This window comes from Halorhabdus amylolytica, assembly GCF_004944975.1.
Lineage (GTDB): Archaea > Halobacteriota > Halobacteria > Halobacteriales > Haloarculaceae > Halorhabdus > Halorhabdus amylolytica.
In genome coordinates this window covers 83,271-96,524 of the sequence record NZ_SPQG01000009.1, presented here as the reverse complement: position 1 = coordinate 96,524, position 13,254 = coordinate 83,271, and the positions used below count along the sequence as shown (strand labels likewise).

Below are 13,254 nucleotides of genomic sequence, written 5' to 3'. Positions count from 1 at the left end.
ACGGGGTAAAAGGCTCTTATAATAGCCCTCTTGTGGGATACCGGGAGATGAATTCGGATATATAGGGGCAATTGGGGCCCTTATAAAGGCGAAGACGAGACGCAAACGGTGGAATCTTGCTCTTGGTCCGATACCGACGGTTCTGGCACCGCCGGAAACGATGCAGCTTACCCACTCACGGAGCCGCCAGAGACGAGCGAGACGAGTTCCTGGTGGATGTGTGGATTGGAAGCCAGGACCATCTCGCTGTTGTCCCCGTCCAGCCGCTCGATCCGGGTCACTTCGCCGCCGGCCTCCTCGACGAGCAACGTTCCCGCAGCGGTGTCCCAGACGCGAAGCATCCGTTCGAAGAAGACGTCGAAGTAGCCGGCGGCGACCATCGACAGTTCGGCCGCGGCCGATCCGAACCGTCTGACCCCCTGGGTTCGGTCGATGAAGGTCCGGAACTGCGCCAGATCCTGTGCTGCCATGGTCATCGGATCGAACCCGGTCGCGACCAGCGCGTTCGAGACCGACCGCGTCTCCGAGACCGACAGCGCTGTCCCGTCCGCGAACGCCCCCTCGCCTTCGACTGCCGTGAACACCGTATCAGTGGGTCCGTAATAGACGACGCCGACGTCTCGGGCCTGCCGACCCTCGAAGGCGATGGAGATCGAGTAATGCGGGACGCCGTTGCGGTAGTTGACGGCCCCGTCAAGCGGGTCGACGATCCATCGCGGTTCGGTGGCGAACTCGGGGGACAGCCCCTCGGAAATGATCGTCTGTTCGGGGAAGTGTCGGTCGAGTTCCGTCAGGATCGCCTCCTCGATGGGGCGTTCGTACTCGGCTGTGGTCGTCGACCTCGACGAATCGGAAGTTGCCGCCTGCGGGGGCCGGGCCGCAAGCACTTCTGTCCCGCGACGCACGGCCAACAACGCCGCCCACAGATGCGGGTATCGTTCCATAGGTCGTCATCCGTATCCGACAACAACGACATTGCTATGAGGTCTATAGACCACTGTGGAGGACTCGATAGCCGTTTTCGGTGACCGGTAAATCACTCCACATAGAACGGTTGCGTACAGGTGAGGGCGTCGCCGTCGCCGTGTATCGCCGCCCTGACGTAGGGCTCGTCAGCGACGTGTTCGTACTCGACGTTATCGCCAGTTTTGATGGTCTCGCCGGCCGCGATCCACTCGATCCGGGTCGCCGCGGGAGCGTCGACCGTGATTGCTCGCTCCGTGACCTGGATGGACTCGACGAACGGCGCGTGGGCGTCACCGTTGTACTGGACGTAACTTCGGCCGTGACGCAGTGCGTCGCTGACGGCTTCTCTCGTGAGGGCCGGGAGTAACAACACCAGCCGGGAGCGATCGAACCGTTTGCCGTCGGACGGCCGGGCGCGTCCGTGATAATCATCGCCGGCGACCGCCCATATCGGTCGGTCGGCACCCAGTTCCGTCAGCAGTCGATCCCAGAGCGTTCGACCCGGATAGCGGTCGTGTGCGTTGAATATTTCGAGTCCTCGAAGCACGTCGAAGGACTCGAACAACGATCGGTAATCTCCGACGCTCACCGTGTCGCGATATTTGCTCGGATGGGGAAGCAGGGCGATGCCGTCCTGGGCAGCGATCCGTTCGAGGAGGGTCCCCATCGACTCCTGACGCCCGTGTCCGATGTCCGTGTCGAGACCGATGAGGTCCTGTAGCGTCCCCTGAAAGCGGCCGCGTAGTTCGGTTCCCTGGAGTGCGAGCATGTCTCGTTGTGCCGGGTCGAACTCCGTCCCGTCTAATGGTTCGGTGCCGGGTTGTTCCGTTGGATCGCCATCCCGGTCGCCCCATGGCCAACTGGTTTCGGCCAGTACGTCCGGCATCTCCTCGTAGGGCACGTCCTTGTGCTTCGTGCGATCGACGTAGTACTCGTGTTCCGTCAACGCGAAGACAGTGTATCCGGCATTGCGGTACTTCCTGGCGAGGACTTCGGGACGTGATGCCGGAGAGAGATTGTTCTTCCCGAGGTCGTCGATCGGGACCCGTTCGACGTCGATAGCGGGTTCGTGGTCGTTCGTATCGGCCCGAATCGTGTTCCGCGGCTCGTGGGTATGGAGTTGGGCCAGATGCCTACTGTGTTCGGCCCACTCTACCGCTTCGTACGGATGAACGAATCCCATGGGACTGGCAACCTGCAGTCCCACAAAAAGGCTTGTGGTCGGATACCATCGATCAGTCGAGAACTTCATAGAGGCGGATATCGGTACGCGCAGGACCGCTATCGCAACTCTCACAGAGGACGCAGTTTCTTCGGCCGGCGAGCCACATCGGGGGGTGTCGCACAGAAAGACCCCGGGGGCACGTACCACACAGAGGGATACCGAGCGCTATATAGAGATCTCGGATCGATGAAAGTGAGTCGACTCGGGTGCCAGTAGGCGATCGTTTCTGTCGGCTCGCCGCGGGCACAACGGCTAAGGTCGCGCCGACCGAACCGGGGCACATGAATCAACTCCGGGAGTTCACCGAGACGATCGGCGAGAGTGTCCTTGAGAACGTCGGTCGGGCGGTCGGCCGCGCCCAGGAACACACGCCGTTGCCGGTCGACCTGCTCGAGAGCGAGGAGGCCTACCTGGCGGTGTTCGATACGCCGGGCGCACAGGGCAGCGATGTCCAGGTACGTCTTGACGGCCGGACCGTCGAGGTCCGTATCGACCGCTTCCGGGAGTACCGGGAGGGCTTCGAAATGCGGTTCCCGGGGCGCGGCCAGAGTCTCGACGGCCGCGTGACGTTGCCCGCGGAGGCGACCGTCGAGGGCGACGCTGCGAGCGCAACCCTGCAGGAGAACGGGACACTACACGTCCGGATCCCCAAGAGCGACGACGACACGACTGTCGACGTCGCTGAGAGCGTAGACGACGAGGTCGGCGGTGACGAGGACGACTAGACCGGCAGTGACGAGGACGACTAGACCGGCGGTGACGAGTGAGTCGTCTCAGGCCGGCGAGTTCGTCCCTGCCTGACATTCCGGCCCAGGCGGTCGTTCCCAGTCGGTCGCGAGTTCCAGCAACTGGACGAGCATCCGGGCGGTCGCCCCCCAGACGGTGTACCCACCGACGTGAAAGTAGTGCAAGCGGACGGATCCGTGGGCTGGATGCTCACGACACTCCGTCTCGTAGTTCTCGAGGTCAATTAACCCCGCAACCGGGAGGACAGCAACCTCCGCCACTTCGCCATCCGTCGGTTCGTAGAGACGATCCGGGACCCGGCCGACGAACGGTCGGATCGAGTAGTCGGTGACTGTCCGGATGTCGTCAAGCCGACCGACGACGGTCGTCTCAAGCGGAGAGAGTCCGACCTCTTCGCGGGCCTCTCGTAGTGCCGTCTCGCACAGATCGGCGTCGATCGGCTCGCGCCCGCCGCCCGGGAAACTCATCTGGCCCGGGTGATCCTCGAGGTCCTCCGAGCGCTTCGTGAACAGGATGTGCGGACCGGACGGTCGATCGACGACGCCCGCCAGCACCGCTGCTTCCCGCTCGCCGGTCACGGTCACTGGGTCGTACTCGGCGACCGGCCCGAGATCCATGTTCAAAGCCAGGCCGCCCCGACCCTTAACTCACTCGGGACCTCACCCCGAAGTGGTGCCTTCGAGGGCATCGTCGAGTCGTTCGCGCGTCTCCGCGAGTTCGACCGGCGCCCAGGCCTCGAGTTCGTAGCTGACGTCGAGGAGGCGCTCGATCCGTTCGCGATCGTCGGCGGCGACGGCTCGACCGGCATCTCGACGGAACCGGCGTTCGGCGGCGGTCGCCAGTCGCTCGCGATCGACCGAGCGCTCCTCGACGTCGAGGATGTGCGGCAGATCGCGGGCACCCTCAGGGGTCGACGGGAAGGCGACCGGTCCCACGACGAGGAGGGACTCCCCATCCCCCGGAAGTTCGATCAGGTGATACGAGTCGATCGCGTCATCGATTGCGTCCGCGAACGACGCCGGATCACGGTCTTCGCCGCGTTTGTAGGCGAGTTCGGCGAGCGCCTGCCGGTGCGTGACCGGCGGAAGCGCGCCAAAGAGGTCTACGACGCCGGCGAGTTCGTCGGGAGTGAAGTTCATACGTCACCGTCCACGTCCACGCCCCTTTAACCGTCGACCCTCCAACAGACGGCTCCGTTTCGCCCGTCGGACTCGACGGATTACTCCAGGGCCGTCTCGAGGGCGTCGGTTGCGACCGATGCGATCCGTTCGGGATCCAGGTCGACCCGGTCCCAGGACGGCAACCGGTTGTCGGACTCCGGCGGTTCCACGGCCTGGGCGTAGGTCCCGATCTGGTCGTGTTCGTCTGCCCGGTCGTAGTCGAGACCGTTGAACGCCGCGTCGGCGGCGTATCGATCGACGAACGACGACGCTGTCTGCCGGTAGCGGTCCGCGAGCGTGTCGTACGCCGGCGTGACCCCCTCGCTCTCGACTGCACGACAGACGGCCGCTGAGACCTCCCTGGCCATCTCCCCCAGCCCTGCGGGCCCACCGACCGCCCGGTGGTCGTGTTCGTGGACACCGAGATCGACCTGAGCCGACCCCTCGAAGCCAGCGGCGTAGTAGGCATCTCCGAGCGTCCCGATTTCGAGGCCCCAACCGCGGGGAGCGGCCAACTGTCGGGCGACCCCCGCCGTCGCGGCGAACTCGCCGGCCAGGGCGTACCGGAACGCCCCCAGGTACTCGAGGATCGGGACGTCGTGAGCGTCTGCGAACGTCCGGATCAGCGGAGCATAAAGCAGCCGGAAGAGCCGGCCGTACAGCCGCTCGTTCTCGACGCGTGCGTAGTAGCCCTTCGTGAAGGAGTAGCCGTTTTCGAGCGGGAACAGCAGTCGCGGGACGTGCGTCTCGGCGTAACTCCGCGCGTCGGCGTCGTGGACGACGACGTACTCCGCGCGGGAAGCGGCCAGTCCCAGGGCGAGCCAGACGTCCCGACCCTTCCCGCCCGGGCCGTCGAGACCCGCCTCGCCGAGAACGGACTCGACTTCGGGTGTCGAACACCACAACGTCGAGAGGGGCAGGTCGAACGTCGACAGCCAGTCCGTAACCGCCGGGAGTCGGTCGGGCGTGGCTCGCAGGGCGACGATCACCTCGCGAGGGTCGACCGCAGCCAGTTTCGAGAACACACGCTCGGCCGCCAGACTGGCCCCGTCGCGTTCCGTCATGGGCACGATCACAGCCGCACGATCGGTCGGGGCCGGCGGATCGGCGTCGCCGAAGTCGTGGAGGGTCGCGATCCGCTCTTGAACGTACTCCATTCGCTCGTTCTCCGGACGGGACAGCCAGAAAGGTTACGCCCCCGGTCATCCTGTCGACTGTCCGTAAACCGAAGGCGCGTGGACATCATCGTTCCCGCAGTTTCGAGGGTGGCGTGACGCTCTCGCATCGGGATCAGGCTCGGGCGCCAGCGGGCAGTCGCCCCAGTCGATACAGCACCACCAACACGGTGGTGAGGACGAGCAACGCGGCCGCGAATGAGCGGTAGATGATCACGAAGTCGATCCCGCCGTGTCGCAAGAGACCGACGACCCAACTGCCGGCCGCCTGGACGATCATCATCGTGGCGCTGTAGGCTGCGTAGGCACTCGCCCGGTGACGATCCGGTAGCGACCCGAGGAGATAGGTGTCGGCCGCGGGGAACAACGAGTGGATCACGTAGCCCGTGAGGACGCTCGTCCCGACGAGCCAGGCCGGCCCGAGGGGTGCGGTCAGCGCGAGGAGACTGACCCCGAAGGCACCGACGATGCCCACCACCAGCCGGAGCGGGGAGATACGGTCGGCCAGCCAGCCTGTAAACGTGAACGCCGGGAGCCCGGCCGCGAAGACGACGGTCAACAGCAACCGTGCGGTGTCGCCGCTGTATCCCTGGGCCTTCAGGAAGGTCACGTAGAAGTTGAACACGCCCTGCCAGACGAAGCCGGCGAGTCCGACCACGACGACGCCCACGAGGACGATCCGCCACTGATGGACGACAGCGTTCGGCAGATCCCGATCGTCCGTTCCGGCGGCCGGGAGTTCGTTGCGGCGGGCCGCAATCACGAACGCGATCGTCGCGATCACGGCAGCCACCGCCAGCAACTGGAAGGTCCGCCGCCAACGGCCCAGCGCGAGCGTGGCCGTCACGAGCAGGGGTGCGCCCACGGCCGCCAGCTGGCTCGCAGTCCCGTGGACGCCGAGCGCGAGCCCGACCCGGTCGGGGAACAGCTCGCTGACCAGCGGGTTGGCCGCGATGAAATACGTCCCGCTCGCGAGGCCGAGCAGGAACGCCCCGACCATGAGCATCCCCACGTCGACGGCAGTGGCAGCGACCGTCGCGGCGCCGGCGAGCAACACGCCCGTCCCCAGGATGACCCGCTCCCGTGAGTACCGCGTCAGTAGATACCCCGTCGGCAGTCGCGAGAGGGCGCTACCCAGCCAGGCAAGCGTCGCCAGGAGGCCCACGGCAGCCGTCGAGGTGCCGAAGGTCCCCTGCAGCGGATCGAGCAGCGGCGCGAACACGACGCGTGCCAGGTTGACCAGCAACACCATCCCACAGAGGGATCCGAACACCGATCGGCGGGACACGGTGGGGATTCGCCCGGGGGAACCGAGACGATTGCGGATCGGGCGCGGGCTTTTTGTCAGATGGTCGCATATCACCAGGTATGCAATCCGTCAGGAAGGGGCTCCGGTCGGGCGACCTGGAGAAGGACACCTACGAGCGGCTTCGCTGTACCGCCTGCGGTGAGGAGTTGCGGACCGAGAACGACCCCGACGAAGTGGGGTCGGTGCGCGTCTGTCCGGAGTGTGGGGGCAAGTGGAAACAGGTCGGGTGATCGGGACGACACTCGATCGAGAACAGCACGCGACACGGTTCAAGGAGGAAGACGGATCGTCGTCGATTCGGGAGATCTCTTCTCGCTGTGAGGGTGGTCACTGTCTGTCGCCAGTCATCGCGTCGAACAGGCGTTCGCGTAGCTGCTCGCGGCTGACGCCCTCCCCCGGACCCAGCCCCTCCATGTGGTCTTTCTGTACCTGTCCCCCACCCATCCGGGCGTGACCGCCCGCCTCGGCCATCGGGATGTCCCCGACGGCCGCCTGCAACGCCTTTCCCATGTGAACCCGGTCGTCACGCGATCGCCCCGAGAGGTGCAAGGTACCGTCTGTCTCCCCCAGGACGACGACCGCCGTCACGCCTTCCAGCCGGAGGAGTTCGTCGGCCGCCTGCGGGACGGCGTCGACGTTCGAGATGGTGCCGACGTCGCTGTAAACGAACGCGCCGCGAACGTCCCGATCGGTGATCGCGCGCGCTTTGACCTCCAGTACCTCGGTGTCGACCTCCGGGTTGGCGATCCGATCGAGAGCCTCCTCGTCGATGCCACAATAGAGGTACTCGGCGGCGTCGAACTCGGCCGGCGAACACCCCTTCGTCAGGTGTTTCGTGTCAGCCTGTATCCCGTAGAGCAATCCCGTCGAAACGTCGGGCGGAAGGGTCTCATCGGCCCCGTTCGAGTCCTCGCCCTCCGGACCGACCGGATCGAGGCCGATGTCCTCGACATACTCCGCGACGATCGTCGCACAGGCCCCGTAATCGGGTCGGACGTCGGTGAACGACGATCCGGTCCCGTCGCCCGGGTGATGGTCGACGACCGCGACGGGCGAGACTTGCTCGTGGCCCGTGAACCCGCGTGGCTCGTTGTGATCGACGAGCACAACGGCCTCGCCGTCAAGTCCGGCCGCGGCCCCGATCCGATCGAGATTCAGGTCGAGAACAGTCTCGAACGCGCGGTTCTCCTGATGGCGAACAAGCCCGGGATGCTGGAGATTCGCCTCCGTGTCCACCGTCGCGGCGAGTTCGGCCACCCCCTGGGCGGCCGCCATCGCGTCGGGATCAGGATTCGGATGCATCAGGACACTAATGCGGTCGTACTCCGCCAGAACGCGCCGGAGTCGCTCCCCGGACGATCGACTGGCCCGGCGGATGACGAAGACGAGTGTGACGAACACGACGAGAACAGCGGCGACCACGCCCGCAACGAGCAGCGGGTTGGCGGCGAGGCGATCGACGAGTCCCCCTACACCCGCCTGCGCCACGCCGCCAGCGGGGCCCGGTACCGACATAGGGATGACTGTCTCCCCGATCTGTTAAGAAGGTTCGGCAAGCGAAACGGCAGACGCTGCCACCTCAATCCGCCCGCTCGCCCGATCTGTGTTCGTCGATCGCCGATCGGTATCCCTCGCGATAGGTCGGATACGCGAACTCATAGCCTAGCCGCCGAAGCCGGTCGTTGCTGACGCGCTTGTTCGCCTGGACGCGGCGGTTCGATTCGCCGTCCTCGTCCGCGAGGCGTTCCTCGATGGTTCGTTTCGGCGGGAACGGCTCGTCGCATTGCTCGGCCAGCCAGTCGGCAAACCCCCACTTCTCGACCGGTTCGTCGTCGACGACGTTGACGACGGCGTTCCGTCCCGCGTCCGACGCCAGCAGGAACGCGATCGCGCCCGCGGCGTCGTCCCGGTGAACCATGTTCAGGTACCCCGCAGTGACGGGCCCCTCGAGATAGCGCTTCAATCGATAGCGGTCCGGGCCGTAAAGTCCGCCGAAGCGCGCGACTGTGCCGTCAATCCCGCTCGGGGCGTCCAGAGCGATCCGTTCGGCCTCGGCCAGCACCTGTGCCTTCTCGGTGGCGGGCGAGAGGGGCGTCTCCTCGTCGACCCACGCGCCGTCGTGGTCACCGTAGACGCCCGTACTGGAGGTGTAGACGAGCCGTTCGGGTGTAGAGCCACGTCCGGCGAAGTGCTCGATCGCCGTCCGGAGCCCCTCGACGTACGTCTCGCGGGCGGCCGCTACGTCCCGCCCACCGGCGCTGGCCGCGAAGACGAGCCAGTCGGCGTCCGGCACGCTTTCCAGTGAATCCGGGTCCGTCACGTCGGCCCGGACGGCCTCGGCACCTGCTGCCTCGACGGCCGCCAGTCCGTCCTCGGAGCGACGCACGCCGACGACGTGGTGGTCCTCGAGCTGTCGGACCAGCTCACAGCCCACGTATCCACAGCCGAGGACGACGACGCGGGTCACGATTCCTCCGCGATCGCCGTCTGTACGCGGGCGTACTCCGCGACTGTCATGGGGTGGCGCCCCTCGATCTTCGCCTGGAGTTCCTTGGCCAGATAGTCCCCGTCGAGACGCCTGGCGAGTGCGTCGACATCCAGAACGGCGTTCGACATCGAGAGCAACAGTCGATCGCGGGCGTCGGCGGAAATGGCATCGGCATCCTGATCCTCGACGGTGGCGAGGATCGCTGTCGCCTCGGTCAACGTGATCGCGTCTCTCCCACCGGTGGCGATCGCGTCGACAGTCTCTCGGTCGATGCCACTTGACGTCGCCACGTCGGCACAACCGACGGTCTCGATCGCCTCACGAAGCGTCTCTAGGTAGGCTCGCCGTAACGACTCGACAGTGTGATCAGCCGGGTCGATGTCTCCGAGCATGGTATCTCTTTGGCGCCACCTCACAAGGGCGCGTCGCCTCCGGAACCCATTGTCTGGGGCGGTGTGTGCGGGCCGGGCCACACGTCGATCGATCGAAAACAAACCAAGTTTGATAACCCTTCCCATCCAACTACCACTGGTACGATGGATATTGCCGATATAGCTACCCGCGAGTACGTGGAAGTCGACGCCGACGAACGCCTGGGGAAAGTCCGGTCCATCTTCGAGCGCAAGAACCCCAAGGGGGTAATCGTCACCGAAGACGGGAGCTACGCTGGCGTGATTACGCAGAAACAACTGGTCCAGTCCCACGTCGAGGACCGAGCGAAGGCGTCTGCCTTGATGCAACACGCCCCCAAAGTCGAGCGGACGGCTGACGTTCGTGAGACCGCCCGCGTCCTCGTCGAGAGCGGGACCAAGATCGCACCCGTCTTCGAGGCCAACAAGCTCTGGGGGGTCATCACCGACGACGACATCCTCCGGGCTGTTTTGGACAACCTCGATGCCCTCTCCGTCGGCGACATCTACACGGCCGACGTGATCAGCGCGACCGAGGACACCGAAGTCGGCCAGACGATCAACCAGTTGCGCGAACATGGCATCTCCAGGCTGCCCGTCCTCGACGAGGACGGTAACCTCACTGGCATGGTGACCCGCCACGATATCGTCGACGTTGTCGTCCGGGACATGAACAAGGCGACGCGGGGTGAGCGGGCCGGGGACGTCGACCGCATCCTCGACCTCCCTGTCTACGACGTGATGTCCAGTCCCGTCGAGACCACGACCGTCGAGGAGAGCGTCGAGTCGGCTGTCCGACGCATGCTGGAGAACGACTACGCCGGCCTCGTGGTCACGCCCGAACGGGACGACTCGCTGGTGGCCGGCATCGTCACCAAGACGGACGTCCTCCGGGCACTCACTTTCACCGAGGAGGAGCACATGGACGTCCAGATCACCAACATCAACCTGCTGGACACGATCTCCCGCCAGGACGTCCGCGTCGAGATCGAGGGGGCCGCCGACAAGTACCAGGCGATGCAGGTCCAGCACGCCCACGTCCGCTTCCAGGAACACAAGGAGAAACTCCGCGGGACGCCCCTGATCAGTTGCAAGATCCGCCTCCGGACGAACAAAGGCCAGGTCGCCGGCAGCGGCGAGGGCTACGGCGCCAAGACCGCGTTCAACGTCGCCCTGGACAAGCTCCAGCGTAACGTCCTCGAACTGAAAGGCGTCGAAAGCGACGAGGAGTACCGCGGACAGTTGCTCCGGAAACTCGGCGAGCTCTAGACCCCTTCTGTTTCGTTTGGGCATCGCGCGAGAGACGGACAGCCAGGGCGCGAACAGTGAGCCCGCCGAGGAAGACACTCAAATATAAACATCGGCACCGACAGAGCTACGTATGGTTCGGAGAGAGCGAGACGGGATCTCCGTCCTCCACGTTGACGACGACCCGGCCCTGACTGAGTTAGTCGGTGAGTACCTGGAACGTGAGGACGAGCGCCTCTCCGTCCGGTCCGCGAGGAGTGCAAGCGAGGCGCAGGAGGTGCTCGACGACGCCGACATCGACTGTATCGTCTCCGACTACGCGCTGCCTGGACAGGACGGCATCGCGTTTCTCGAGACGGTACGGGAGGAGTACCCCGATCTCCCGTTCGTTCTTTTCACAGGGAAGGGCTCCGAGAAGGTTGCCAGCGAGGCGATCGAAGCGGGCGTGACCACCTACCTCCGGAAGGAGGCCGGGACCGAGCAGTACGCCGTACTGGCCAACCACATCACGAACGCCGTCGAGTCACATCGATCGCAGCAGACACTGGGAGAACGTACCGAGACGTTGCGACGCTACGAGCACGTCATCGACTCGATGCTGGAGGGTGCGTGTATCTACGACGAGAACGGCCACTTCGACGTCGTCAACGACCGCGTGGCCGAATGGTATGGGACGACGACAAACGAACTCGAGGGAGAACCGAGCACGCTCGTTTCGCTCGTCCGTGGGCAGCACGACGGCGACCCGTATCAGGCGTTGCTCGACGGCGAACGGGAGACGATACACGGCGAGATCGAGGCCGAGTTTCCGGACCACGGCCACGCAGTCCTGGAATATCGTCTCACTCCCGTGGCGATCGATGGATCCGTCCACGGGGTTGTCGGCGTCACACGGGATATCACCGAACGCAGAGAACACGAACGGCGGCTGCAACGCCTCTCCGAACGACTCGAACTCGCGGTCGAGGGAGCGAACCTGGGGGTGTGGGACTGGAACCTTCGGACGGACGAGGTGGAGTTCAACGAACAGTGGGCTGAGATGATCGGTCATCCGCTCGACGAGATCGACCAGCGCTACGAAGCGTGGAAGCGACGCGTCCATCCCGACGACCGCCAGAAAGTCAGGGCAGAGTTCGAAACGCAGGTCAGGGACAACGCCGGGTACCAGGATGTCGAATATCGGTTGCGGACCGCCGACGGGAGCTACAAGTGGATGCGGAGTATCGGGCGGGTCGTCGAACGTGACGAAGACCAGGAGCCAATCCGTGCGGCGGGTATCCATATCGACATCGACGAACGCAAGCGACGTGAGCGGGCACTCGAAGAGAGCGAACAACGATATCGCTCGCTCTTCGAATCGAACCCGGCGGTCATCTGGGTCGAGGACTTCTCCGCCGTCACGGCGCACATCAAATCGTTCCCGGTCGGTGACGAGGACGTCGAGACGTACCTCAAAGAACACCCGGAGGAAATGCAGACGATCCTGGAGAAGATCGAAGTGATCGACGTCTCGAAGGAGAGTCTCGAACGGTACGGGGCGGCGTCAAAGGCGGAACTGATAGACAACCTCGACGGGATCTTCACGGCGGAAGCCTACGAGGCGAACGCGGAAATCTGGGCTCGACTCGCGAACGGCGAGACTCACTTTCGAGTCCAGACCGTCGCCGAAACGCTCGATGGCGATCGGATAGACGAGATTCTCGACGTGAAAGTGCCCGAGATATACGCGGAGAACCATTCGAGAGTATATCTGACGGCGATAGACATCACCGCACGCAAGGAGTACGAGCGCCGACTCGAGTCCCAGCGGGACAACCTGACGGTGCTCAATCAGATCGTCCGCCACGACATCCGCAACGAATTGCAGGTCGTGACTAGATACGCGGAATCATTGCAGGCAGGCAACAACCACGGACGGGACGCCGAACGGATCCTCGACGCTACCCGGGACGCTGTCGAGATAACCGACATGGCGAGAGAAGTGACCGAGATCATGCTCCAGTCCGACACTGATCTCCATCCGGTAGGGCTCCGTCGCGTACTCGAAGCCGAAATCTCGGATGTCGGATCCAAACACGAGCACGCGCGAGTGACGACGGACGGCCCGATCCCCACCGTCGACGTATTGGCCGACGATATGCTGGAAGCGGTATTTCGGAACCTCCTAAACAATGCGGTCCGCCACAACGACAACGACCGTCCCGAGGTGAGTGTCTCGGCGACCGTCGAAGACGGCGACGCCGTGATCCGCGTCGCCGACGACGGCCCCGGTATCCCCGACGCACACAAGGCCAGGATCTTCGAACAGGGAGAGACCAGACTCGACAACGATGGGACGGGTCTCGGGCTGTACCTCGTCGAAACGCTCCTCGACCGGTATAACGGCCAGGTTCACGTCGAAGATAACGAACCCAGGGGGGCGGTCTTCGTCGTCAAGATTCCCGTCACAGAGTGACGGAGGGGCATCGTCCGTCGATACCGCTCGCGGAACGGTCGCCGACGCCCGGCGAAAACGCCGAGAGACTC

Annotated in this window: 13 protein-coding genes; 4 read left to right on the top strand and 9 right to left on the bottom strand. The window is 64.7% G+C overall.

Annotated features, from left to right (window positions below):
* Window positions 1–167: 167 nt before the first annotated feature.
* Both E3374_RS11975 and E3374_RS11970 read right to left on the bottom strand, forming a co-directional pair.
* Window positions 168–944: an inositol monophosphatase family protein gene (locus tag E3374_RS11975; RefSeq protein WP_136689298.1), complete on the bottom strand. Its 777-nt coding sequence runs from the start codon at window positions 942–944 to the stop codon at window positions 168–170.
* 92 nt (window positions 945–1,036) lie between these two features.
* Window positions 1,037–2,149: a CehA/McbA family metallohydrolase domain-containing protein gene (locus E3374_RS11970; protein ID WP_136689297.1), complete on the bottom strand. Its 1,113-nt coding sequence runs from the start codon at window positions 2,147–2,149 to the stop codon at window positions 1,037–1,039.
* 323 nt (window positions 2,150–2,472) lie between these two features.
* Here E3374_RS11970 and E3374_RS11965 point away from each other — a divergent pair, with 323 nt between their 5' ends.
* Entirely contained in the window at window positions 2,473–2,916 is a 444-nt protein-coding gene (locus E3374_RS11965) for an Hsp20/alpha crystallin family protein (RefSeq protein ID WP_136689296.1), read from the top strand.
* A 48-nt stretch (window positions 2,917–2,964) separates the two neighbouring features.
* On the opposite strand, the gene E3374_RS11960 is transcribed toward E3374_RS11965, so the two are convergent.
* From E3374_RS11960 to E3374_RS11945, 4 genes are all read right to left on the bottom strand, one after another.
* Window positions 2,965–3,555, bottom strand: a complete 591-nt coding sequence (locus E3374_RS11960) for an NUDIX hydrolase (RefSeq protein ID WP_136689295.1) — start codon at window positions 3,553–3,555, stop codon at window positions 2,965–2,967.
* Window positions 3,556–3,597: 42 nt separating this feature from the next.
* Window positions 3,598–4,077: a DUF7109 family protein gene (locus tag E3374_RS11955; protein ID WP_136689294.1), complete on the bottom strand. Its 480-nt coding sequence runs from the start codon at window positions 4,075–4,077 to the stop codon at window positions 3,598–3,600.
* An 80-nt stretch (window positions 4,078–4,157) separates the two neighbouring features.
* Complete coding sequence (locus tag E3374_RS11950; RefSeq protein WP_136689293.1) at window positions 4,158–5,255, bottom strand: glycosyltransferase family protein; 1,098 nt, start codon at window positions 5,253–5,255, stop codon at window positions 4,158–4,160.
* Window positions 5,256–5,388: 133 nt separating this feature from the next.
* Entirely contained in the window at window positions 5,389–6,525 is a 1,137-nt protein-coding gene (locus E3374_RS11945; protein ID WP_136689343.1) for an MFS transporter, read from the bottom strand.
* A 116-nt stretch (window positions 6,526–6,641) separates the two neighbouring features.
* Here E3374_RS11945 and E3374_RS17200 point away from each other — a divergent pair, with 116 nt between their 5' ends.
* A complete protein-coding gene (locus tag E3374_RS17200) occupies window positions 6,642–6,812 on the top strand; it encodes an HVO_0758 family zinc finger protein (RefSeq protein ID WP_169051842.1) in 171 nt (56 codons plus the stop codon).
* Window positions 6,813–6,909: 97 nt separating this feature from the next.
* Here the strand turns inward: E3374_RS17200 and E3374_RS11940 are convergent, their stop codons facing one another.
* From E3374_RS11940 to E3374_RS11930, 3 genes are all read right to left on the bottom strand, one after another.
* Window positions 6,910–8,097 (bottom strand): DHH family phosphoesterase, encoded by a 1,188-nt coding sequence (locus tag E3374_RS11940; protein ID WP_136689292.1) that lies wholly within the window; start codon window positions 8,095–8,097, stop codon window positions 6,910–6,912.
* Window positions 8,098–8,161: 64 nt separating this feature from the next.
* On the bottom strand, window positions 8,162–9,049 hold the full coding sequence (locus E3374_RS11935; RefSeq protein WP_394347458.1) for an SDR family oxidoreductase: 888 nt from the start codon (window positions 9,047–9,049) through the stop codon (window positions 8,162–8,164).
* Window positions 9,046–9,462: a DUF5791 family protein gene (locus E3374_RS11930; protein ID WP_136689291.1), complete on the bottom strand. Its 417-nt coding sequence runs from the start codon at window positions 9,460–9,462 to the stop codon at window positions 9,046–9,048. Before E3374_RS11930 ends, E3374_RS11935 begins: the two co-directional genes overlap by 4 nt.
* 144 nt (window positions 9,463–9,606) lie before the next feature.
* Here E3374_RS11930 and E3374_RS11925 point away from each other — a divergent pair, with 144 nt between their 5' ends.
* Window positions 9,607–10,749: a CBS domain-containing protein gene (locus tag E3374_RS11925; RefSeq protein WP_136689290.1), complete on the top strand. Its 1,143-nt coding sequence runs from the start codon at window positions 9,607–9,609 to the stop codon at window positions 10,747–10,749.
* A 112-nt stretch (window positions 10,750–10,861) separates the two neighbouring features.
* Complete coding sequence (locus E3374_RS11920) at window positions 10,862–13,183, top strand: PAS domain S-box protein (RefSeq protein ID WP_136689289.1); 2,322 nt, start codon at window positions 10,862–10,864, stop codon at window positions 13,181–13,183.
* Window positions 13,184–13,254: the final 71 nt, after the last annotated feature.